Source organism: Tardiphaga sp. 42S5, from assembly GCF_034044155.1.
GTDB classification, from domain to species: Bacteria; Pseudomonadota; Alphaproteobacteria; order Rhizobiales; family Xanthobacteraceae; genus Tardiphaga; species Tardiphaga robiniae.
In genome coordinates this window covers 4,836,776-4,859,027 of sequence record NZ_CP139027.1, presented here as the reverse complement: position 1 = coordinate 4,859,027, position 22,252 = coordinate 4,836,776, and the positions used below count along the sequence as shown (strand labels likewise).

General features: G+C 63.2%; 21 protein-coding genes. 13 read left to right on the top strand and 8 right to left on the bottom strand.

The window, feature by feature from the left end:
* From SFY93_RS22640 to SFY93_RS22620, 5 genes are read right to left on the bottom strand one after another with little or no spacing between them, the layout of a single operon-like run.
* Entirely contained in the window at positions 1 to 924 is a 924-nt protein-coding gene (locus SFY93_RS22640; RefSeq protein WP_320444679.1) for a branched-chain amino acid ABC transporter permease, read from the bottom strand.
* Between the two features lie 5 nt (positions 925 to 929).
* Positions 930 to 1,790 (bottom strand): branched-chain amino acid ABC transporter permease, encoded by an 861-nt coding sequence (locus SFY93_RS22635; protein ID WP_320444678.1) that lies wholly within the window; start codon positions 1,788 to 1,790, stop codon positions 930 to 932.
* A complete protein-coding gene (locus tag SFY93_RS22630; protein ID WP_320444677.1) occupies positions 1,787 to 2,497 on the bottom strand; it encodes an ABC transporter ATP-binding protein in 711 nt (236 codons plus the stop codon). Before SFY93_RS22630 ends, SFY93_RS22635 begins: the two co-directional genes overlap by 4 nt.
* Positions 2,494 to 3,261 (bottom strand): ABC transporter ATP-binding protein, encoded by a 768-nt coding sequence (locus SFY93_RS22625; protein ID WP_320444676.1) that lies wholly within the window; start codon positions 3,259 to 3,261, stop codon positions 2,494 to 2,496. The genes SFY93_RS22630 and SFY93_RS22625 overlap by 4 nt, the downstream gene beginning before the upstream one ends.
* Positions 3,258 to 3,959, bottom strand: coding sequence for a TetR family transcriptional regulator (locus SFY93_RS22620; protein WP_320444675.1), 702 nt, complete (start codon positions 3,957 to 3,959; stop codon positions 3,258 to 3,260). The genes SFY93_RS22625 and SFY93_RS22620 overlap by 4 nt, the downstream gene beginning before the upstream one ends.
* Positions 3,960 to 4,349: 390 nt before the next feature.
* On the opposite strand from SFY93_RS22620, the gene hutI reads away from it, so the two are divergent.
* Complete coding sequence (hutI, locus tag SFY93_RS22615) at positions 4,350 to 5,663, top strand: imidazolonepropionase (protein WP_320444674.1); 1,314 nt, start codon at positions 4,350 to 4,352, stop codon at positions 5,661 to 5,663.
* A gap of 14 nt (positions 5,664 to 5,677) precedes the next feature.
* Positions 5,678 to 6,556 carry an MBL fold metallo-hydrolase gene (locus tag SFY93_RS22610; RefSeq protein ID WP_320444673.1) on the top strand — a complete coding sequence of 293 codons (879 nt, stop codon included), beginning with the start codon at positions 5,678 to 5,680 and terminating at the stop codon, positions 6,554 to 6,556.
* 4 nt (positions 6,557 to 6,560) lie between these two features.
* On the opposite strand, the gene SFY93_RS22605 is transcribed toward SFY93_RS22610, so the two are convergent.
* Positions 6,561 to 7,454, bottom strand: coding sequence for a LysR family transcriptional regulator (locus SFY93_RS22605; RefSeq protein WP_320444672.1), 894 nt, complete (start codon positions 7,452 to 7,454; stop codon positions 6,561 to 6,563).
* Between the two features lie 84 nt (positions 7,455 to 7,538).
* Here SFY93_RS22605 and SFY93_RS22600 point away from each other — a divergent pair, with 84 nt between their 5' ends.
* Entirely contained in the window at positions 7,539 to 8,708 is a 1,170-nt protein-coding gene (locus SFY93_RS22600) for an aminotransferase-like domain-containing protein (RefSeq protein WP_320444671.1), read from the top strand.
* Entirely contained in the window at positions 8,705 to 9,628 is a 924-nt protein-coding gene (locus SFY93_RS22595) for an AEC family transporter (protein WP_320444670.1), read from the top strand. Before SFY93_RS22600 ends, SFY93_RS22595 begins: the two co-directional genes overlap by 4 nt.
* 293 nt (positions 9,629 to 9,921) lie before the next feature.
* On the opposite strand, the gene SFY93_RS22590 is transcribed toward SFY93_RS22595, so the two are convergent.
* Positions 9,922 to 10,869, bottom strand: coding sequence for a LysR family transcriptional regulator (locus tag SFY93_RS22590; RefSeq protein WP_320444669.1), 948 nt, complete (start codon positions 10,867 to 10,869; stop codon positions 9,922 to 9,924).
* Positions 10,870 to 11,005: 136 nt separating this feature from the next.
* Between SFY93_RS22590 and SFY93_RS22585 the strand changes: the two genes are divergently transcribed.
* From SFY93_RS22585 to SFY93_RS22570, 4 genes are read left to right on the top strand one after another with little or no spacing between them, the layout of a single operon-like run.
* The gene (locus SFY93_RS22585; protein ID WP_320444668.1) at positions 11,006 to 12,046 is read left to right on the top strand and encodes an ABC transporter substrate-binding protein; all 1,041 of its coding nucleotides are present in this window, start codon (positions 11,006 to 11,008) and stop codon (positions 12,044 to 12,046) included.
* A 5-nt stretch (positions 12,047 to 12,051) separates the two neighbouring features.
* On the top strand, positions 12,052 to 12,825 hold the full coding sequence (locus tag SFY93_RS22580; protein ID WP_320447825.1) for an ABC transporter ATP-binding protein: 774 nt from the start codon (positions 12,052 to 12,054) through the stop codon (positions 12,823 to 12,825).
* Positions 12,822 to 13,694: an ABC transporter permease gene (locus SFY93_RS22575; RefSeq protein WP_320444667.1), complete on the top strand. Its 873-nt coding sequence runs from the start codon at positions 12,822 to 12,824 to the stop codon at positions 13,692 to 13,694. Before SFY93_RS22580 ends, SFY93_RS22575 begins: the two co-directional genes overlap by 4 nt.
* A 7-nt stretch (positions 13,695 to 13,701) precedes the next feature.
* Positions 13,702 to 15,765: a molybdopterin-containing oxidoreductase family protein gene (locus SFY93_RS22570; RefSeq protein ID WP_320444666.1), complete on the top strand. Its 2,064-nt coding sequence runs from the start codon at positions 13,702 to 13,704 to the stop codon at positions 15,763 to 15,765.
* 419 nt (positions 15,766 to 16,184) lie between these two features.
* Here the strand turns inward: SFY93_RS22570 and SFY93_RS22565 are convergent, their stop codons facing one another.
* A complete protein-coding gene (locus tag SFY93_RS22565; protein ID WP_320444665.1) occupies positions 16,185 to 16,541 on the bottom strand; it encodes a transposase in 357 nt (118 codons plus the stop codon).
* A gap of 275 nt (positions 16,542 to 16,816) precedes the next feature.
* Between SFY93_RS22565 and SFY93_RS22560 the strand changes: the two genes are divergently transcribed.
* From SFY93_RS22560 to urtE, 5 genes are read left to right on the top strand one after another with little or no spacing between them, the layout of a single operon-like run.
* The gene (locus SFY93_RS22560; protein ID WP_120286956.1) at positions 16,817 to 18,058 is read left to right on the top strand and encodes a transporter substrate-binding protein; all 1,242 of its coding nucleotides are present in this window, start codon (positions 16,817 to 16,819) and stop codon (positions 18,056 to 18,058) included.
* A 60-nt stretch (positions 18,059 to 18,118) separates the two neighbouring features.
* Positions 18,119 to 19,732, top strand: a complete 1,614-nt coding sequence (gene urtB / locus SFY93_RS22555) for an urea ABC transporter permease subunit UrtB (protein ID WP_320444664.1) — start codon at positions 18,119 to 18,121, stop codon at positions 19,730 to 19,732.
* Complete coding sequence (gene urtC / locus SFY93_RS22550) at positions 19,729 to 20,823, top strand: urea ABC transporter permease subunit UrtC (protein WP_320444663.1); 1,095 nt, start codon at positions 19,729 to 19,731, stop codon at positions 20,821 to 20,823. The genes urtB and urtC overlap by 4 nt, the downstream gene beginning before the upstream one ends.
* On the top strand, positions 20,823 to 21,551 hold the full coding sequence (locus tag SFY93_RS22545) for an ABC transporter ATP-binding protein (RefSeq protein WP_320444662.1): 729 nt from the start codon (positions 20,823 to 20,825) through the stop codon (positions 21,549 to 21,551). The genes urtC and SFY93_RS22545 overlap by 1 nt, the downstream gene beginning before the upstream one ends.
* The gene (gene urtE, locus SFY93_RS22540) at positions 21,548 to 22,246 is read left to right on the top strand and encodes an urea ABC transporter ATP-binding subunit UrtE (RefSeq protein WP_320444661.1); all 699 of its coding nucleotides are present in this window, start codon (positions 21,548 to 21,550) and stop codon (positions 22,244 to 22,246) included. Before SFY93_RS22545 ends, urtE begins: the two co-directional genes overlap by 4 nt.
* Positions 22,247 to 22,252 lie beyond the last annotated feature (6 nt).

The following is a 22,252-nucleotide window of genomic DNA, read 5'->3' as shown; positions in this document are numbered from 1 at the left end:
TTACGAGGTGGTGGTGCGGGAGGCGGCTTCTGCTGGCCGCTGAGAGGTTTCGGGCAGGAGTCCTTCCGGCCGGAAGCGGATCATCAGGATCAAGGCGATGCCGATGATGATGAAACGCAATGCGGAGATCTGCTCGGCGTCCAGCATGGTCAGCCAGGGGCCGATGAAGCGGGTGCCTTCATAGATGAACACGACGGCGAGGGCGCCGAGTACCGAGCCGATCATGTTGCCGGCGCCGCCCACGATCACCGACATCCAGACCAGGATGGCGACCGGCGTGGTGAAGTTGTCCGGCGTGATCGTCTGGACGTAATGGGCATAGAGCGATCCGGCGCCGGCCATGATGGCACTGCCGAGCACGAAGGCCTGCAGGCGATAGACGAAGATGTTCTTGCCGAGCGTGGAGGGGACGAGATCGTCCTCGCGGATAGCGCGTAGCACGCGGCCATAGGGCGTGCGTGCGAGCCGCCACATCAGCAGGAAGACGATGACTGCGGCCACAGAGATGACGCCGAGCACGAACCACGCATTGCCCTGGCGGGAGAGGCCGGCGATCACGGGGCGAGTCAGGATGCTGAAACCGGCCGGGCCGCGGGTCAGCCAGTCTTCATTATTGAAGACGAGGCGGATGGTTTCTGCAAAACCGAGCGTGACGATGGCGAGGAAGTCGCCGGATAACCGCAAAGACAGCAGCGCAACGAAGGCGCCGCCGATCGAGCCGACGATCATCGCGATCGCGAGGCCCGCGACGAACGGCATGTGGAAGGTCTCGGTGGCGATGCCGCTGGCATAGGCGCCGAGGCCGTAGAAGCCGACGACGCCGAAATTGATCAGGCCGGTGAGGCCGAATTGCAGGTTCAAGGCAAGCGCGAGTATCGTGTAGATGCCCGCGACGGTGAGGATGGCGACAAGATAGCTTTCCATGGCGATTACTTCCGGTCCACCTTGTCACCCAAAAGGCCCCGGGGCCGCAGGATCAGAACGAGTGCGATGACCGCGAAGCCGACCGCGCCCTTATAGGTGGGCGAGAGGAACGCGACGGTCAGTTCTTCGGCGGCGCCGATCAGGATCGCGCCGGCGGCAGCGCCGACCGGTGAACCGAGGCCGCCGACGATGGCTGCGGCGATGATCGGGATCGTTACCGCCCAGTTCAGGTTGGGGTCGATCGCGAGATCGACGCCGACCAATGTGCCGGCGAGGCCGAGCATGGCGCCGGCAATGGCAATGCCGAAGGTCTCGACCCGTCCGACGGGCAGGCCGCGCACATTCGCGAGCGACGGATTGTCCGCAACGGCGCGCAGTGCACGACCGAGCGGGGTGAAGATCAGGATGGCGCCGACGGCGAGGATCGCGAGCAGTGAGACCGAGACCACGGCGATGGTTTCACGTGTAATGCGGATGCCGGCAAACACGATCGGGCCGGTCAGCGGCAGGTCGAAGCTCTTGAGCTGCGCGCCATAGATGAAGCGCATGACGTTTTCGAGCACGAAGGACAGAGCGATCGACACCAGCAGTAGCGTGCCGCCGCTGCGTCCGCGTAGCGAGCGGAACACCAGCCGATCGCTGATCGCGAAAGCGATGGCGCAGACGATCATGGCGCCGATGCCGGACAGCCAGATCGGCAGGCCGAGCGGGACGTTGAAGGTCCAGGCCGCAAAGGCGCCGATGGTGACAAAACCGCCGACCGCGAAATTGGCGTAGCGGAACAGCGTGAAGACGAGGGTAAAGGCGACAGCTCCGGGCGCCACGATGGCGGCGCTGGCGAGCGTGTTGATGATCATCTGAATCATGCGGCGTGACCGAAAAAGAGGGCGCCGAAATCAGGTTCGTCGGCAAGGGCGGCGGCAGGGCCCTCACGCACCACGTGGCCGTCTACGAGGACGAGGGCGCGGTCGGCGCGCTGCAAGGCGGCGCGGGCATTCTGCTCGACGATCAGGATGCCGAGATTGGCGGAGGCTGCGAGCTGTCGCAGCGTATCCAGCATGTCGCCGACGAGCAGCGGCGAGAGGCCGGCCGTCGGTTCGTCCACCAGCAGCACGCGGGGACGGGCCATGAGCGCCATGCCGAGGCCGACCATCTGGCGCTGGCCGCCGGACAGGCCGCCGGCGCGCTTGTGCATGTAGTCGCGGATGGTCGGCAGCAGTGCCACCACTTCATCCCGGCGGGCTGCGATGTCGCGATGCCCCCACGCACTGACGGCGAGATTTTCCGAGACCGACAGCGTGCGGAACACGTTGCGCTCCTGCGGCATGAACACCGCGCCGGCCCGCGCACGGTCCGAGGTCTGCAGCGGGATCAGGTTGTTGCCGTCGAGCTCGAGCGTGCCGCCGGTGACATTGGCGACGCCGGCAATGGATTTCAGCAGCGTCGATTTGCCGGCGCCGTTCGGGCCGACCAGCGCGACCATCTCACCGGGCATGAGCGCGAGATTGACGCCGTGGACGATGTCACCGCCGCCATAACCGGAGCGCAGGTCGTTGAGAAGGAGCAGGGTCATGCGGCTTGGCCCAGATAGGAAGCGACGACGGCAGGATCGGCCGCCACATGATCGAAGCTGCCTTCGGCCAGCACCTTGCCCGAGGCCATCACGACCACGCGCGAGGAGAGATTGCGGATGAAACCGACATTGTGCTCGATGATCACGAAAGTCTTGCCGTGGTCGCGGTTGAGACGCTGGATCAGCACGGCGATCTCCTCGACCAGATGTGGCGCCACGCCGGCGGCAATCTCGTCGAGCAGGATGGTGTCGGCTTCCGCCATCAGGCAGCGGGCGAGCTCGAGCAGTTTCTTCTGGCCGCCGGACAATGTCGCGGCGGGCTTCGATTCGTGCGCCGACAGCGACACCAGCGCCAGCACCTCGCGGGCGCGTGTCGTGGTCGCGCGTTCGGCCGCGCGCGCGGCACCCGGCCGGAACAGCGCGCCGGCAAGCGTCTCGCCGGTATTGTCGCGCGCGGCGAGCTGCACGTTTTCCAGCACGGTCAGTTTGTCGAGTTCGCGCGCCAGCTGAAAGGTACGGACGAGGCCGAGGCGCGACAGCCGGTAGGGCGGCAGGCTGGTGGCATCGACGCCGTTGACGGCGAGGCTGCCGGAATCGGGCTTCAGCACGCCTGAGAGCAGGTTGAACAAAGTCGTCTTGCCGGCGCCGTTGGGGCCGATGAGCCCGACGATCTGTCCGGCATCGACGGTGAAGGAGACATTGTCCACCACTGTCGTGCCGGAAAAACTTTTGCTGAGGCCGCTGGCCACGAGGCGAGTGGTCATGGCTTGCGGCTCCTTCTCGTTTTCGCCGGCGGCTTTTTGGCGGCGCGGCGGGCAGGGTTGCGCGCTTCCTTCTGCAGCAGCACCTCGACGGCGTCGGCCAGCGAGGCCAGCACGGCGCGCACCCGCGCTTCGTCCGGCTTGATGTTGTCCTGGATGCGCAGCCCGCGCAGCGTCGAGACGATCAGCGTGATGATGACGCGGATGCGCTCCGGCGGCAGGCCGGACGACTGGAAGGCCTGGATGCCGAGATCTTCGTAGGACGCAAACAGGTCGGTCAGGATGCGGTTGACGGCTTCGCCGATGCGCGTCTCTGAGCGGCCCGACACCATGAGGTCGAGCATCGTGACCAGGGCATTGGCGCGAAATACTTCATCATAGAGTCGGCCGACGAAGGTCGCGACGTCGGTGCGGCCGTGGCTCACATCCTCGGCGAGGCCGGCGACGATGTCACGTGCGCGCTGCCAGAAATGCGCGGCGGTATCGACGATGAGGGCATCGCGGGTCGGATAGTGATGCAGCATCGCGCCGCGCGAAACACCGCAGCGAAGCGCGATCGCCGCAGCCGATGCGGCTTCGACGCCGACTTCAGCGATCAGTTGCTCGGTGGCGGCGCGCAAACGCGCGCGCATCATTGCACCTTTGACCTCGCGGCCATCGGTGGCCTCGGGCTCGTCGTTGAGGGAAGCCGTATTGTTCATGTCCCGGAACTTGGCACGGTGCTCATCAATCTCGGGAGCAAAAAAAGCAGGCGTGCTTGCTTGTTTTTTGACCGATAGCTTTTCTGCAAAGCATTGAGTCCCCACAGGGCGGAGATCACGCGTAGAATAAATCGGCTGCATCTCAGGATATGACAGCAAATTTATGCGCCTAACATTTGTTCATTCGAGTAAAACATCCTACTAATTCTTTGTATGACTGATGAGACGCGTTTGTTATCACTAGTGAATACTAAAGTATTTCCAAACGGATCGCGTTTCAATTCGGATGATGCTGATTTCAACTTGTTTGCGCGTGAGACGGAGCCGGTTGTAAGCAGGGCGCGTCGGCGCGGTCGTCGGCCACGCAACGCTTCTGAACTGGAATCTTCAATGCGCCTCTCGCAAATGAGCATCCGGCCACCGGAGTCATTTGCCGACGCGATGCCTGCCGATCTCATCGTCACGGGCGCGCGTCAGGTTGTTCTCTGCGATCCGACCAAGACTGACGGTATCGGTGTCGTCGATCATGGCGCTGTCGCCGTTCGTGGTGACAGCATCGTTGCAGTCGGCGTGCGGGACGAGGTGGCGGCGCTGCGCGGCAAGGGTACGCGCATGATCGATGCCGGCGGCGGCATCGTGACGCCGGGCCTCGTCGATTGCCATACGCATCTGATCTTCGCCGGTGATCGCTCGCAGGAATACTACAAACGCAGCGAGGGGCTCGACGATCGCGGCCTCACGGAAGCTGGCATCACCTGGGGCGTGCCGTTCTCGAAGGCGCGGAATATCGGCCTTTCCGCCGATGATCTCGTCGCTGCATCCATCGCGCGTGCCCGCACCATGCTGGCCTGCGGCACCACGACGATCGAAACCAAGTCCGGCTATGGCCTCGATCACGCCAGCGACATCGCCTCGCTCGAGGCGGCGCAGCGGATCGCCGAACAGACCGGGCTGGAGATCGTCGGTACCTATCTCGGCGCGCATGCACGACCGGTCGAGCATGTGGATCGCTACCTCGATGCGATGATCCGCGAGACGATCCCGGCCATCGCCGAGAAGAAGCTTGCCGAGTTCTGCGACGTCTATGTCGATCCCGACGTGTTCAACGTGGCCGAATGCGCCCGCGTGCTGGCGGCTGCGGCGGATGTCGGTCTCGGCGCCAAGCTGCATACCGACGCGCGCGTCAATATCGGTGGCGCGCGGCTTGCGGCCGAGATGCGCGCGGCATCGGTCGATCACGGCAACATGCTCAGCGACGATGATCTGCGTGTACTTGCGGACGCGGGCACGGCCGTCGCGTTTTTTCCCGGCTTCGACTGGGCGGTCAATCATCCTCGGCCGCTCGACGGCAAGCGGCTCGTCTGTTCCGGCGTCGATGTCGCGGTTGCGACCGATCTCTGCCCGGTGTGCTGGCATCTCTCGCAGCAGGCCAGCATGGGTTTTGCCTGCCGGCTCTCTGGTTTGACGCCGGAACAGGCACTGCTCGGCGTCACGCTCAACGCCGCCAAGGCGATCCGCCGTGCCGACAGTATCGGCTCGATTGCACCGGGCAAGCAGGCTGACCTCGTCGTGTTCGACGTGCCGGACTATCGGCAGCTCGCGTTCCGGTTCGGGACGAATTCGGCGCGCTGGGTCATCAAGAAAGGACAGGTCCTCGTGGATGATTGCCGCGCGGACGATCGCACTCCAGCAAAAACGGGATGATGATGAAGGACAAAATGGACGAAGGTCTGTGGGCGTGGCGCCAGACCGAGAACCACAATCACATGATCGAGATGCAGGAGAAGCTGCCGGCACCCGCTGCTGACGGCGCGGTCGAGCTCGCATTCTTTGGTGGCTCGGCCTTTCGCATCACCTCGCCATCGGGCCTGACCATGATGATCGATCCGTGGCGCAACCCGCCATGGGGCACCTGGAACTGGTATCTCTACGATTTCCCCAAGGTCGCCGTCGATATCGCGCTCTCGACCCACGCGCATTTCGACCATGACGCCGTGCATGTGCTGACGGCGAATGTCATTCTCGATCGCCTGATCGGCACCTATGAATTTGCCGATGTGAAGATCACCGGCATTGCCGACAAGCATGTCTCCGACAGCAAGCACAACGCCTATGACTGGGCGGAGATGACGCGCCGGCTGACGCCGATGAAGACCAATCCGCCGGACAATTGCCGCTCCTTCGACAACTGCCTGCTGATCATCGAGACCGGCGGTCTGCGCATCCTGCATTGGGGTGACAACCGGCCCAATCCGCCGGACAGTGTCTGGGACAAGATCGGCGACATCGATATCGTGCTGCTGCCGGTGGACGGTTCGTATCACGTGCTGAGCGCCGCGCAGGCCGATGCAGTAGCGGAGCGCTTGCAAGCGAAGCTGATCGTGCCGCACCACTATGGCATCTGGGACGTCACCACGCGCGGCTCGACGCTGCTGCCGCCGGACGAGTGGGTGAACGGTCGCAAGGATTCGATCTGGGCGGATGGCGGATCGGTGAAGCTGACAGCGGACTTCGTCAAGCAGCAGTCGGGCCGCGTGTTCTGCTTCGGCGAACATGTCGCCTTCGACAAGCCGATCGCGCGCGGCACCGGCGCGTAACGCCTTACGCCAACGTACGCTCCGCGGCGGTATGCCAGACGATCTCGGCGGCGTGCGAGGCAAACCCGCCGGCGCGCCGCGCGAGACAGATGCTGCGCGGAAAGCCGGGCGACAGCGGCACCACGGCGACACCAGCATGGGTTTCCGGCACGGCCATCTCGGCGATGATGGAGACGCCCATGCCGGCGCGCACCATCGCGAGGATCGAGGTGATCTGCTGGATTGCGTGATGGATCACGGGTTCATGCCCGCTGCGTGCGAACCAGGCGAGTATCAGCGGCTCGCTGCCGCCTTTCGAGAGGATGAACGGAGGCACCGATAGCGCCTTCGCATCGAGCGTCGCGCGCTGCGCCAACGGATCTCTGGTCCGCACCAGCGCGACGAGGCGATCGCGCGCCAGAGGCATCAGTTCGAGGTCGGGGTCATCATTCTCGACCACGATGGCGAAATCCACCAGACCATCGCGCAGGGCCTGCAGCGCCGGCTGGTCGGTGCGTTCGGTGATCTCGACCAGCACGCCGGAGCGCCGCCGCGCAACCGCGGCGACGAGACCGGGCAGGATATGCGTCGAGGCGGACGCACCGAACGAGGCGATGCGGACGAGGCCGCTGCCATGGGCGCGGCTGTCGTGCAGCCGCCGAACGGTCTGCTGTGCGAGTTCGTCCTGCCTGAGCGCATGTTCGGCGAGGATGCGCCCCTCCGCCGTCAGCATCGCCGGGCGCCGGCCACGGATCACGAGAGCGAGGCCACATACTTCCTCGGCGCGCGCGATTGCCTTGCTGGCGGCGGGCTGGCTCACCTGCAACGCGCGCGCGGCGTCGGAGAAGTTGCCGGACTGGGCAAGCAGCGGCAAAAGCCGCAGCGCCAGCGGCGGTATTCCTTCGAGCGGGGCGCTCACGCGATATAACCTCTGATTATTGGACCATTCCGTTTCATTCTGATTGAGAATTATCCCGTCGTCATCCGAAAACGCGGGATTCCAGTGACCCTTTCGATCAATCCCTTCATCGCTGCCATTCCCACCAATCCGCTGCGCGCGCTGTTTCCCTATGGCGCGCGACCGGGGATGCTGAATCTGGCCAGCGGCCATCCGTCGAAGGATGCCTATGACCTGGACGGCCTCGCGGAAGCCGCGAGCCGCGCTAGCCGCGATTTCTCGGCCTGGACCTACGGCCCCAGCGCCGGCGATCCCGCACTCATCACTGCGCTCACCGAGGCCGTCGCGATGGTGCCGCCGGGCAAGCGCCTGCTCGTCACGTCGGGTGCACAGCAGGGCATCGATCTCGCCACCCGCACCTTCGCGCCGCCCGGAGCCAACGTGCTGGTGCCGGAGCCGGTCTATCCGGCGGTACTGTCGACCTGTGCGGCCATCGGCGTCACTCCGGTCGGCTATCAGATTGCGCCGGGGGACGATGACCTCGCGGACTTCGCGGCGAAGCTGAAGACAGCCGGCGATGTCCGCGCGATCTATGCCCTGCCGACCTTCGGCAATCCGACCGGCGAGACGCTGACCCGAGCGCAGCGTCTCAGGTTGCTCGCGCTATGCGCGGAGCATGATGTCCCGGTGATCGAGGATGCACCCTATAGCGATCTCTGGTTCCGCGCTCCGCCACCACCGAGCCTGCTGGACCTCGCATCGCAGGTCGATGGCGCAACGGTGATTTATCTCGGCAGCCTGTCGAAGATCATGTCGCCCGGCTTGCGCATCGGCTGGCTGATCGCGCCGGAGAGCGTCGCCGCCGCCATGCAGGAAGCGCGGCAGGCGAGCGACCTGCAGCCGAATGCACTGGCCCAGCGCGTGGCCTGGCACTATCTCCAGTCCGGACGCCTCGACGGTCACATCGCCCGCGTTCGCAGCCTCTATGCCGAGCGTCACGACGCGCTGGTCGCGGTGCTGACCAAGGCCGGCTTTACCGTGCCCGCCGTCGAAGGCGGCATGTTCATTTTTCCGTTCCTGCCGAAGGACAAGGGCAATAGCGATCTGTTCGACCGCGCGGTCGCGCAGAACGTGCTGTTTGCGCCGGGGCCTGCATTTCGCGCGGTGGCGGAGAGCGGTCTGTTCGCCGATCGCATGCGGCTCTGCTTCGCGGGCCTCGGCAAGGCGGACATCGTCGTCGCGGCCGAACGGCTGGTCGCGGCGGTGCACGCATGATCGGCACCATTGTCATCGCGCTGATCCCGATCGTTCTGTTGATCGGGCTCGGCTATGCCATGAAGCAGCGGCAGTTTCTCGCCGACAGTTTCTGGCCGCAGGCGGAGCGGCTTAGTTATTTCGTGCTGCTGCCGGCACTGTTCGTGCACGGCCTCGCCACGGCAGACCTCGCCGGCATTCCGATCTGGGGCATGGTCGCGGCGCTGATCGGGTCGACGCTGTTCGCGGCGCTGATCCTGATCGCGCTTCATCGTGTTGTCGCGCTCGACGGCCCCGCTTTCACATCCGTTTTCCAGGGCGGTATTCGTTTCAACAACTATGTCGGCATCACCGCTGCGGTGGGCCTGATCGGTGCCCATGCCGTGCCGCTGGCGGCGGTCGCCAATGCAGCGGTCGTGCCGACGGTCAATGTGCTTTGCGTCATCGTGTTCGCGCAGTTCGGTTCGGCGAAGCCGACCTTGCGCGGTATCCTGCGCGGCATCGCGCTTAATCCGCTGATCATCGGATGCGTTATCGGCATCGTGCTGCAGGTCACACGCATCGGCCTGCCGCCGGGCATCGAGGGCTGCATTAAGGCGCTCGGCCAGGCCTCGCTGCCACTCGGCCTGCTCTGCGTCGGCGCGGCGCTCGACTGGAAGGCGCTGGGCCGGGGTCTGTGGCCGACCATCTGCGCCTCCGCCGCAAAGTTCATCCTGATGCCGCTGGCAACGGCTGTCATCTGCTTCTGGCTCGGGCTCGGCTGTGAAGCGATCAGCGTGGCCGTGTTGTTCCAGTCGCTGCCAACGGCGTCCTCGGCCTATGTGATGGCGCGGCAGCTAGGTGGTGATGCCGAGTTGATGGCAGGTATTGTGGCGTTCCAGACAATCGTCGCGATCGTTGCGGTGCCGGCGGCGCTCCTTCTGCTGGAGAGTCATATCTAGCGCTGATGAACGCACGGATACGGATTCCAAGCCACGTCAATATCGTGACTGGCGAGTCCTGACTGTGAGCGAGAAGACGATCATCGACGGCTGCTCATGGCGGATTGTGTTGAAGAAGTCGGCGGCCCAAATGTTTGGGATGTTGCAAGGAATCTGGGCGCGCGTGAGTTTGTTTGCTCTCTCCTTCGGCTTCAACAGTCGAGTTTTTCAACACAATCGGCGCAAAGCGGATATCCTCGTATCGTCATTAAACGTGTCTCAGGCTGCACGCAGATTCGACCGGCCCGCCACGCTCAGCTCTCTGCTGAGCTTTCGACGGGGACCGGAGCAAGGACTCGTGCGCCAGGCCAGCGCTGGCTGCCGATCAGGTGGTTGACTACCTGTCGGATCACGCGATCAACCTTTTGCACAGATTGGCTCGGCGTCGCTTTTGTTGCCACATAGCTACGCAGTTTTATCGATGGTGCGATTGGCCGAATACGCGAGAGCTCGGTCGGCCGTTCCGCCGCAAGCGCCACTCGCGGCAGTATGGTGTGCCCTCGGCCCTCGCGGGCAAGCGCCTTGAGTTGCTCCACGGAATTGATTTGGGCACCGAATTGGAGTGCGAGCCGCTTAGTCTTTGCGATCTTGTTGAGTAGTGGGCGCACCGGGTGATCGCCGTCAGTTGTGTAGATCGACCAATGCTGCAAAGTCTCGAAGGCAACGCTATCTCCATCGGACCATTGGTCGCCGACATTTCCGAACAGCACGAGTTCGTCTTCCGCAAGTTCGGCGAGCGCCAGGCCATCGGCTTGATCGTTACCGTAGAGAATACCGGTATCGATCTTGCCCGATCGGAGCCAGCCTCGCAGATCGCCGGTCAATCCTTCGAAGACATGGACCTGGGCGCCGGGAAACTCGGTTTCGAGCGCCTGCAGCAGTGGCAACGTCAATACACCGGCCATGCTCACGGGAATGCCGATGGATACTTCGCCGGCCACATCGGCGGCTTCCCGTACCTCGCGCCGGGCCTGGTCGAGATGGGCACTGATCTGTTTTGCGTGGGCTAGTAAAACTTCACCGCAAGGGGTGAGCGAGACGCCGCGCGCATGCCGTATCAGGAGCTGGACACCGAGATCTGCCTCCAGAGCGGCGATCTGACTGGACAGGGCCGATTGCGCGATGTTGCACCGCGCGGCCGCGGTGGTGATGCATCCATGGGACGCAACGCTTTGAAAATGCGTCAGTTGCTTGAGATTCATGGGCGCGCCGCTGCAGCCGGATCCAATTTGGAGCCATCTTAAAATCAGATCGCAGTCAGCGCAATTTACTGTTTGCTGAATTTTGAGGCGGGCGTGAAAGTTGCCTCTCCCATTAGCAAGTCGTTCCGGAGGGACTATGACGAACAGCAGTGGCAACGGCCGGTGGAGCCGTCGCGAAGTCGCCCTGGGGCTCTTGGCTGCCCCCTTCGTTCTGTCGACTGCGGCGCGGGCCCAGTCGTCGGCCAAATACGAATTCGGCGTCGCGGGCATCGACCCGATCTACAGCGCGCCCTATGTCGCCTTCAAAAAAGGGTACTTCAAGGAGGCCGGGGTCGATGTCGGCTATCTCAATTCCCAGAGCGGGCCGCGCACCAAGCAGATTCTCACGGCGGGGCAGGTGCTGATCGGTTCCAGCGGCGTCAATGACGCGCTGGCCACCACGGTTGCCGGCAAGCCGACCACGGTGGTGTTCGGCCTCGATCGCCGCATCACCTATGCCAATATCCTGATCCGCAAGGAGGATGCCGCCAAGTACAAGTCGGTGAAGGATCTCAGTGGTCAGCGCCTGGCGGTGACGCAGCTGCAGTCGGCGACCTGGCTGATGGCGGTGTTCATCGCGGAGAAGGGCGGCGCCAAGGATGTCGATATTCGTGGCCTCGGCGACTTCGCCACCATGCTCGGCGCGTTGAAGTCCAAGCAGGTGGCGGCCACGATCGCGACCTCGGCCATGCTCGAGCAGATGAAGGGTGAGGACTGGGCGGTGCCGCTGTTCAGCATCGGTGATGACTCAAGCTGGAAGTCGACCTTTGGCGGCGATGTTCCGGGGATCGGCTGCTACGTGCTGCAGGAGCAGATCAAGAAGAATCCGGCAGCCATCCAGGCGGTGGTCTCAGGCCTCGTCAAGGCGCAGGATCTGATCAATGCCAGCACGCCCGAGCAGCTCACGGAATTGCTGCACGAGGACTATATGAGCTCGCTGCCGAAGGCGACGGTGACCAGCGGACTCACCTTCTACAAGCAGAACGTCTTCTCGAAGGACAACATCATCACCGAAGAGAACTACGCGAACCTAGCCGATATCATCAAGGATCGTCAGTTCACGCCGGAGCAGATGGCCAAGATCCCCTACAAGCAGGCGATCAACATGGACTTCGTTCGCAAGGCGCGCACCGCGTGAGCGCGATGATCGAACTGCGTCACATCAGCAAGTCGTTCGAGAGCAAGAACGGCGAGATCGTGAAGGCCGTGGGCGACGTCTCCCTGACCATCGAGAAGGGAGAATTCGTCTGCATCGTCGGCCCGTCCGGCTGCGGCAAGAGCACGATCCTCAACATGATCGCCGGCTTCATGCCCCCGACGTCGGGCGAGGTCTATGTCGATGGCGCGCGGGTGGATCACAATGTGCCGCCCTCGCTCGGCTACATCTTCCAGAAGGACACGGTGCTGCCCTGGTACACCGTGCGGCAGAATGTTGGTCTCGGGCTCAAATTCGCTCATGCGCCGAAGCGGGACATCGACAAGAAGATCGACCGGCTGCTGCGGCTCGCTCATCTCAGCGATTTCGCCGAAGCCTATCCGCACCAGCTCTCTGGCGGCATGCGCCGCCGGGTGGCGCTGTGCATGAGCCTCGCGGTGGATCCGAAGATCCTGCTGCTCGACGAGCCGTTCGGTGCGCTGGACACCCATACGAAGACGCATCTGCACAGCGAGCTGCTGGAGATCTGGCGCGAGCTCGGTCAGACCATCGTGATGATCACGCATGATCTCGATGAGGCCGTGACGCTTGCGAGCCGCGTGATCGTGCTCTCAACGCCACCGAGCCACACGCTGCTCGAAGAGGTCATCGACATTCCCTATCCGCGGGATGTCTTCGAGCTCCGTCAGTCCAGCCAGTTCACGACGCATATCCAGCGTGTCTGGAAAATTCTCGGCAATCAGTTCAGGGCGGCCGCATGAGCAGAGAACACGTGCAGATCGTAAGCCCGGAGATGCCGGCAGTGCGTGCCTCGCGGGCACAGCCGCGGCGGCGCTCGCAGGGGCGTTTGAGAATCACACTGACCCAGCTGCTCGTATTGGCGGCGGTGATCGGCGTGTGGGAGACGCTCACGCGCATCACTTGGTTTCAACAGAACACGATCTTCGATCCGTTCTTTATCAGCCGGCCGTCGCTGATCGGCGAGCGGATCTGGACCTGGATGCAACCCGGCAAGAACTCGATCTGGTCGCATCTGGCTTCGACGCTCAATGCGACCGGCATCGGCCTTCTGGTCGGCACCTTGTCGGGCTTCGCAGTTGGAGTCCTGCTGGCGCAGAGCCGATTCTGGGCGAAGGTGCTCAACCCCTTCATCGTATCATTGAATTCGATGCCGCGAATCGCCTTTGTGCCGCTGATCACCATGCTGTTCGGTCTCGGTCTTGCCTCGAAGGTCGTCACCGCGTGGTTCATGGTGTTCTTCCTCGTCTTCTTCAACACCTACAAGGGAGCCAATAGCGTCGAGCAGGAACTGGTGAATTTCTGCCGCACGCTCGGTGGCCGCCCATCGCAGATCCTGTGGCGCGTGCGCATTCCCACGGCAGCTGCATGGACCTTTGCGGCGCTTCCGAATGCCATCAGCTTCGCCCTGATCGGCGTTGTGCTCGCCGAATTCGTGGGATCGACCACCGGCGTCGGCTATCTGATGACGACCTCTCTGGCGACGCTGAATGCGACGGACATGTTCGCCTCGATCGTCGTGATAAGCCTGATCGGTGTTAGCCTCGTCTATCTGATCAGCGCGATCGAGCGGCGCGTGCTGCATTGGTCGTCCGAATTCCGCAACGATTGAGGCGGCCATGCTGAGCAACAGTTTCGTCAAGACCGCATGTCCGCACGACTGCCCGAGCGCCTGCGCGCTGGAAGTCGAGCGGTTGTCCTCCACGAAAATCGGCCGCGTGCGCGGCAGCGCCGAGAACAGCTATACGTCCGGCGTATGCTGCACCAAGGTCGCGCGCTATGCCGAGCGGGTCCATCACCCCGATCGGCTCAGGCAACCGATGCGGCGGATCGGCGCGAAGGGATCTGACGAGTTCGCACCGATCAGCTGGGACGATGCGCTCGATGAGATCGCCGAGAATTTCACCCGCGCGACGCAGACCTACGGTTCGGAAGCCGTCTGGCCGTATCACTCCGGCGGCAATATGGGCGTGATCCAGCGCTACGGGCTGGATCGCCTTCGGCATGCGTTCCGCTATTCGCGCCAGCAGACCACGATCTGTGTGACGCCGGCGGAGTCCGGCTGGAAGGCCGGCGTGGGGGAATTGCGCGGCTGTGACCCGCGCGAGATGGCCGAGGCCGACCTGATCCTGATGTGGGGCGGCAATCCCGTTTCCACCCAGGTGAACGCGATGACCCACATCTCGCGGGCCCGTAAGCGCGGCGCGAAACTGATCGTGGTCGATGTCTATCGCACGCCGACCACCGCCGCCGCCGATATCGCTATCATCGTGCGTCCCGGCACGGACGCTGCGCTCGCGCTTGGCATGATGCATGTGCTCCTGAAGGAGGGCTTCGCAGATGAGGCCTATCTGGCGCGCCTGACCGATTTCGATGACAATGTGCGCCGCCATATCGAGAGTTGGCCACCGGAGCGCGCAGCCGAAGTAACCGGTGTGGCCGTCGAGCAGATCGTCGAGATCTCGCGGCTATATGGGCAAACCAAGCGCAGTTTCCTGCGCCTCGGCTTCGGTTTCACGCGGTCGCGCAATGGTGCGGCCAGCATGCATGCCGTGTCCTGCCTGCCGGCCATTACCGGCTCCTGGGCGCATAAGGGAGGCGGCGCCTTCTTTCTTGCGCTCGCCAATTGGCGGCTCGACACGACCGTCGCCCATGGCCTCGACATGCGCGATTTGAATACACGCATCCTCGATCAGTCGCGGATTGGCGCGGTGCTGACCGGCGAGCCTGATGCGCTCAAAGACGGGCCTCCCGTTGCCGCGATGATCATGCAGAATGCCAATTCTGCCAATGTGGCTGCCAATAGCCGCAAGGTGGCACACGGGCTCAGTCGGGAGGACCTGTTCCTGTGCGTGCACGAGCAGTTCATGACGCCGACCGCGCGCTACGCCGATATCGTGCTGCCTGCGGCGATGTTCCTGGAAGCGGACGATATCTTTTACGGCCTCGGCCACACTTACATCACGGCGGGCCCGCGCGTGCTCGATCGCTTCGAGCAAAGTTGGACCAATCATGAAGTTGTCTGCGGTATCGCGCGCCGGCTGGGATCGGATCATCCAAGCTTCCGGATGAGCGCGGTCGAGCTGATCGACGCCACGCTAAGGGCGTCGAACAGGGGGACCGCCGCCGAGGCTTTCGAGACCGGCTGGGTCGAGTGCGCCGAGCCGTTCGAGGACGCGCATTTTACGAACAGCTTTCCGACCGCCGACGGCAAATTCCATTTCAAGCCGGACTGGACGGCAATCGGGCCTCACGGCGACCAGATGCGATCGCTGCCGGACTTCTTGCAGAATTACGAAGTCGCCGACCGTGAACATCCCTTCCGCCTGGTAGCACCGCCCGCACGCACCTTCCTGAACACGACTTTTACCGAGATCGACAGTTCGCGGAAGCGCGAGGGCGCGCCATATGTGATTGTGCATCCCGACGATGCCGCGCGTGAGGCCGTCACCGATGGTGCGCTGGTGGTGATCGGCAATCGGCGCGGTCAGCTCGCGCTGCCGGCCAAGATTGATCAGAGCGGCCGGCCGGGCGTCGTCATCGTCGAAGGCATCTGGCCCAATGACGACTTTTCTGGCGGGCTCGGTGTCAATCAATTGATCGGTGATGATCCCGTGCCTCCCAATGGCGGCAGCGCCTTTCACGATACGGCGGTATGGCTGCGTCCCCAAAGGTCGCGGTAACGGCTGCTTAGGCCAGTATTCCGAGACAACGATTTCCGTGGCTTGTCCGCTCTTGGCGCAATGTATGGACCGGCTGCTGATCGCAAGTGAAGGTTTGCGTGGATAGCGTAAGTCGCTGATATGTATCCGGCCTGTTGATCGGCTCGTGGGCCGTGGCCTTGATGGGGATACGCACGCACTTTTGGCCTCATTAGCGGACAGGTTTTCGAGTAACCATGCTACCGGTCGCGTTGGGGAAGCCGACCCCGATCCCGCTAGCAGCTGACTCGGTACGAAGGTGAAGGCAACCAGGGTGCTAGATGTGTCGGCACTGTACGTCCAGGGCGAGAAGCTTGCGGAAGCTAACGAGTGGCCTGCCCTAAGCAGCCCGGCGATTTTGTTCCCTCGGAGTGAGGACCCCATCATGCGCGGAAGTTCGTTCAGCGCATGCCGCGAACCGAGGCGAAGCGACCCAAGGAGGTGCCGTGCATGTGCGGCAGCCTTTGCTCACCGGATCCTTTTTCGGCCCGCTGGGGAGTAGGAGAAGCTGGCGTGATCACGTCGCTGCGGCGTTCCGATAGTCGGCTTACGAGGGCCTTGAGCCGCTGATTTTCCAGCTCCAGATCCTTCATGTGCAGCAAGGCCGCCGGCGTCAGGCTGCCGTAGCGCTTGCGCCAGCGATAAAAGGTGCGCAGCGAGATGTGCGCGGTGCTGCAAATTTCAGCAATTGAAACGCCCATCTCGGCTTCATAGAGAAGGTGAAGAATCTCGCTGTCAGTGTGCTGAGAGTGTCGCATCGGCGTCTGCTTTCATCTGCTACAGGAAGCGTTGACCGGAATAGTCGTTGTGCGAGCCGGTCCCACGCACCAGCTTTTGCATTCGTTCTCGAACAAGACCATTGCGATCGTACTCTAGCAGACCTGCCGTCGTTAAATGGCAAAATTGACATCAAGGTCGTTAAGCGGGCCTCGCTGCTTGCTCGTTAAGCAGGCCTGTACGATATTTGGCGTTGTCTGTTCGTCAACGACGGCGTGAACTCCGGCCACCTTGCACGACTATAGGGGTCAGGATCATGAGCTTGCTGTCTCGCCGTTCGTTTCTTCATGCGACAGGGGCCGTTACTGCTGCGCTGGCAGCGCCCGCTCTCATTCGCGCCGGCCATGCAGCCGGCGGCACGGTCAAGCTCGGTTGCCTGTTCTCGTCGTCCGGCACCATGGCCAATCTCGAAGGGCGCCTGAACCACGTGGTCCGAATGGCGGCCGACGAGATCAATGCCAAGGGCGGCGTCAACGGCCGCATCATCGAGGTCGCCGCGTCGGATCCGGCCTCGGACGCGCCGATCTACGCGCAGGTTGCCAAGCAGATGCTGGAGCAGGACAAGGTCGCGGCCCTGTTCGGCTGCTGGACCTCGGTGTCGCGCAAGTCGGTTCTGCCGGTGGTCGAACAGGCTAAGGGGCTGCTGTTCTATCCGCTGCATTTCGAAGGCGACGAGAATTCCAAGAACGTTGTCTATGTCAACTCACCGCCGGCGAGTTCGGTGCTGCCCGCCGTTGATTACCTGATGAGTGAAGATGGCGTCAGCGCCAAGCGCTTCTTCATGATCGGCTCGGACTATGTCTGGCCGCGTACCATCAACAAGCAGTTGAAGGGCTACTGGAAGTCGAAAGGCATTCCGGAAACCGCCTGGAAGGAAGAATACGTCCCCTTCGGATTTTCGAATTTCCAGACCCTGGTCAACCAGATCCGTGCCTTCGCCGACCAGGGCGGCGGCAAGCCGGTGGTCGTGCTCACGGTGGTCGGCTCGTCGATCCCGGACTTCCTGCGTGAATTCGCCAATCAGGGCATCAAGGCGACCGACATTCCGGTACTTGGTCTCGACATGGTCGAGGCCGACCTCGAAGGATTAAACACCGAGCCGCTGGTCGGCCATCTCAATTGCTGGGCCTATCTGCAGAATGCGCCGGGCACTGCCAACACGGCGTTCCTGAAGCAGTGGGCCGACTACGTCATCGCCAAGAAGGTGCCATTCAAGGGCGACGTCGTGATCGATCCGATGGTTTCCGCCTATGACTCGGTCCACCTTTGGGCAATGGCGGCGGCGAAGGCCAACTCCTTCGACGTCCCCGAAGTTCAGAAAGCCTTCGCCGGCCTGAGTTTCAATTGCCCGTCCGGCTATAAGATCTCGATGACCGCCGAGAACAATTATGTTTCGCGCGGCGTCTTTATTGGCTCCGTCAACGCCAAGCAGGGCTTTGACATTCTCTGGCAGTCCAAGGATGCGCCGAAACCCGTCCCGTTCAGTCCGTATGGTTGAGTGGAATTCGAACGGGGCAGCCGCCGGCCCATGCTGGCCCGCGGCTATTGGTCGGACATGATGCGACGTACTCTGGGTGTTGCTGCGATCCTAATCGCGGCGTGGATTCCGGCAGCGTTGGTCGCTGCGGAGGCTCCGCGTGCGGATCTGGTCGGCAAACTGTGCGGCGACACCGGGGCGATGGGCGAAGGCGGTCGAACTCTGACGGCCCTCGCGCAGGACGGATCGCCGGACGATCGCAAATGGGCCGCTCCACTGGCCCGCGCCATGATTGATCGAAAGCTGACTTGCGACGCCGGCGGCGCCGTACTGATCACCGCCGAGGGATCGCAGGATGCCGTCACCCGTGCGCCGCGCACCGCCGGCGAGCGCGACCGTCAACCCTTCCTAAGCCTGAAAAACCGGGCGCTGCTCGAGACTGCTGCCGCGACGCTGCAACTGCGCACGGCAACGGATCTCGGGCAGCGTGCTGCAGCGTTGCGCGCCCTAGAGCGGCAGACTTCCGGCCTGCCGGACCGGCTGTTCGAGATCGCCGCCGAGGAAGAAAGCGATGCCGGGCTGAAAGCGCAGATTCTGGCGACGGCGCAGGCTGCCGCGCTGAACTCGACCGAGCCGGCCAAGCGGATCCGTGCGGTTAGGCACATCTCGACGACGCCGGACCGCCGGGCACTGGCGCAAATTCGGCCGATGACCGCCGATCCCGCCTACGCCGCCAATCCGGAATTCAGGAGCGCCGTCGATGCGGCCATCAGCACGATCAACCGCGGCATACTGACCGGCGATGTGCTGGCCGCGCTCTACAACGGTTTCAGTTTCGCCAGCATCCTGTTCATGGCCGCGATCGGCCTTGCCGTGATCTTCGGCCTAATGGGTGTGATCAACCTCGCGCAGGGCGAGATGATCATGATCGGCGCCTACGTCACCTGGCTGGTGCAGGAAGGGCTGCGGCACCTCGCGCCAGCGCTGCTCGACTGGTATCTCGTCATCGCCATCCCGATCGCATTCGTCGTGACGGCGGCGATCGGCATCGCGCTCGAGGCTATCCTGCTGCGCCATCTGTACAAGCGCCCGTTGATGAGCCTGCTGGCGACCTGGGCCGTCAGCCTGTTCCTGATCAATCTGGTGCGGGTGACGTTCGGCACGCAGAACCTCAACTTCGTGACGCCGTTTTACGTCACGGGCGGCGTGCCGGTGATCGGCGACTTCATCTTCACCTGGAACCGGATGTTCGCTATTGCCTTCGCAGTCGTGACGCTGGCTATCACTTGGGGCCTGATGCGGTTGACGCCGCTAGGCCTCAACATCCGCGCGGTCACGCAGAACCGCACGATGGCGGCCTGCATCGGCATTCCGGTGCGGCGCATTGACATGCTGGCGTTCGGGCTGGGCTCTGGCCTTGCGGGGCTCGCGGGCCTGGCGCTGGCGCCAATCTATAGCGTCAACCCGCAGATGGGTCAGAACTTCATCATCGACAGTTTCATGGTGGTTGTGCTCGGCGGCGTCGGCACCATCATCGGCACCGTCGTCGCGGCGCTCGGCATCGGCCAGATCAACGTGTTGATCGAGCCGCTGTGGGGCGCGGTGGCGGCCAAGGTTATCGTGCTGCTGATGATCATCACTTTCCTGCAATGGCGGCCGGAAGGCCTGTTCGCTATCAAGGGGCGGCGCAAATGAAGCCGCTTGCGTCGGACCGTCCATTTCTTTGTCTGCTCCTCATCGTGATTGCGGTGGCCCTGCTGCTGGCGGGGTCAGTCTTCAACTCGGCCGGGCTGTCACCCTATCTCGCCAATGCAATAGGCCAACTCGCGGCGTTCGCCGTCCTGGCGATCTCGCTCGATCTGATCTGGGGTTACCTCGGGATCCTGTCGCTCGGCCATGGCCTGTTTTTCGGCATCGGCGGTTACGTCGTCGCGATGTACCTGCTCAAGCATTCATACGAGGTGACGGGCAGGGTGCCGGACTTCATGCAGTTCATGGGCTGGACCGAGCTGCCATTCTACTGGGCCGGTTTCGGCTTCTTCCCCTATGCGCTGCTGGTGGCCGTCGTCGTCACGCTGCTGATTTCCGGTGTGTTCGGCTACGTCTCGTTTCGCTCGCGGGTCGGCGGCGTCTATTTCGCGATCATCACGCAGGCGCTGGTCTACGTCGCGATGCTGCTAATGTATCGCAACGACACCGGCTTCGGCGGCAACAACGGCATGACCGGCTTCACGGTGGCGTTCGGCTGGCCCGTCGGCTCCGGAGGCGTCGTGATTACCATGGCCGCGGTCTCCGTTCTGGTGCTCGGTCTGACCCTTCTCAGCTGCCGGTTCCTGATGGCGAGCCGCTTTGGCGTGATGATCGTCGCGGCGGGCGACGACGAAGTGCGGCTGCGCACGCTGGGTTACGATACGCTGCGGCTGAAGCTCGCCGTCTGGTGCCTGTCGGCGGTGATCGCGGCGGTGGCCGGTATGCTCTACGTGCCGCAAGTCGGCATCATCAATCCGCGGTTGCTGGCGCCGGAACTGTCACTGGAGATCGCCGTCTGGGTGGCGATCGGCGGACGCGGCAATCTGATCGGAGCCGTGATCGGCGCGGTGCTCGTCAATGCCATCAAGTTCTGGCTGTCGGCCGCGGCGCCCGAACTCTGGCCGTTTATCCTGTCGGGTCCGATCGTGCTCATCGTGCTCGTCTTCCCGAACGGGCTGATCGATCTCGCCAAGATGAAACTGGTGCGGCCGATGGGCGTCAAGCGCATCGCCGCCGAAACGCCGGAGTTGCACTGATGGCGGGCGTGGCGTTGCTGGTCGACAACATCACGGTAGAGTTCGGGAGCTTTCGCGCAATCGATGCGCTGTCGCTCGCGGTGGATTTCGGCGAGGTCCGCGCCGTGATCGGACCCAACGGTGCCGGCAAGACGACGCTGCTGGATGTGGTCTCCGGCATCGCCCATCCGAAGCACGGTCGGGTGATCTTCGACGACACGACGGATGTCACGCGAAGCAGCGAATCCGACATCGCCCGCGCCGGTATTCGCCGCAAGTTTCAGAAGCCGAGCATCTTCGAAGGTTTGAACGTGCATCAACACATCGCCATCGGCGCGCAGGGCGGATTGCGGCGCTCGCTATTGCCGGGGCAACTGGCAACGCGCGTCGATGAGGTGCTGGAAGCCATCGGCCTGCGCGATCTGGCGCAGCGCTCCGCGGCGGAACTGGGCCACGGCCAGAAGCAATGGCTGGAGATCGGCATGGTGCTGGCGTCCAATCCCAAGGTGCTGATGCTCGACGAACCCGTCGCCGGCCTGACTGACGACGAGACGGAGCGTACCGTCGCGCTGGTCCGCGGACTCAAGCGCGCCGACCGGGCGATTGTGATCGTCGAGCACGACATGGACTTCGTCGAGAAGGTCGCCGATCGCGTCACCGTGCTGCATGAGGGCCGCACGCTATTCGAAGGATCGATGGCCCATGCGCGCACCGATGAACGCGTCATCGACGTCTATCTGGGGCGATGACCATGCATTTCCGCGTCGAAGGTATCGATCAGCACTACGGCAGCGCGCAGGTACTGCGCCAAGTGGCGTTCGAGATTGCACCTGGGGAGTGCGTCGCGGTGCTCGGCCGCAACGGCGCGGGCAAGACGACGCTGCTGAAATGTTTGATGGGCGTGCTTCCGGTCTCGCGTGGCCGGGTGATGGTCGATGACACTGAGATCACGGGCTGGTCGCCGAACCGGCGATCCGCCCGCGGCCTAGCCTATGTGCCGCAGGGCCGTGAAATCTTTGCCGAACTGACCGTGGCCGAAAACATCGAGGCCGCCGCACGGGCACACGGCACTTTTGGTACCGCGCTGGTTGAAGACACCATCGCATTGTTTCCGGTGCTGACGCAGATGTGGAGGCGCCCCGGTGGCGCGCTGTCGGGCGGCCAGCAGCAGCAACTCGCCATAGCGCGCGCACTGGTCACCAAGCCCTCTTTACTGATCCTGGATGAACCGACCGAAGGCATCCAGCCCAACGTGGTCGCCGCCATCCGCGACGTGCTGGCGTCGTTCAAGGGAAAGATCTCATTGCTGTTGGTCGAGCAATATCTTGATTTTGCGATGAGCCTTGCGGACGCCTTCGTCGTGCTGTCGCGAGGCGGCGTCGTCGAAGCCGATCGCATGGAATCCTCCAGCCGCGAACTTCTGCAGCGCCATATCGCTATCTAACCATTA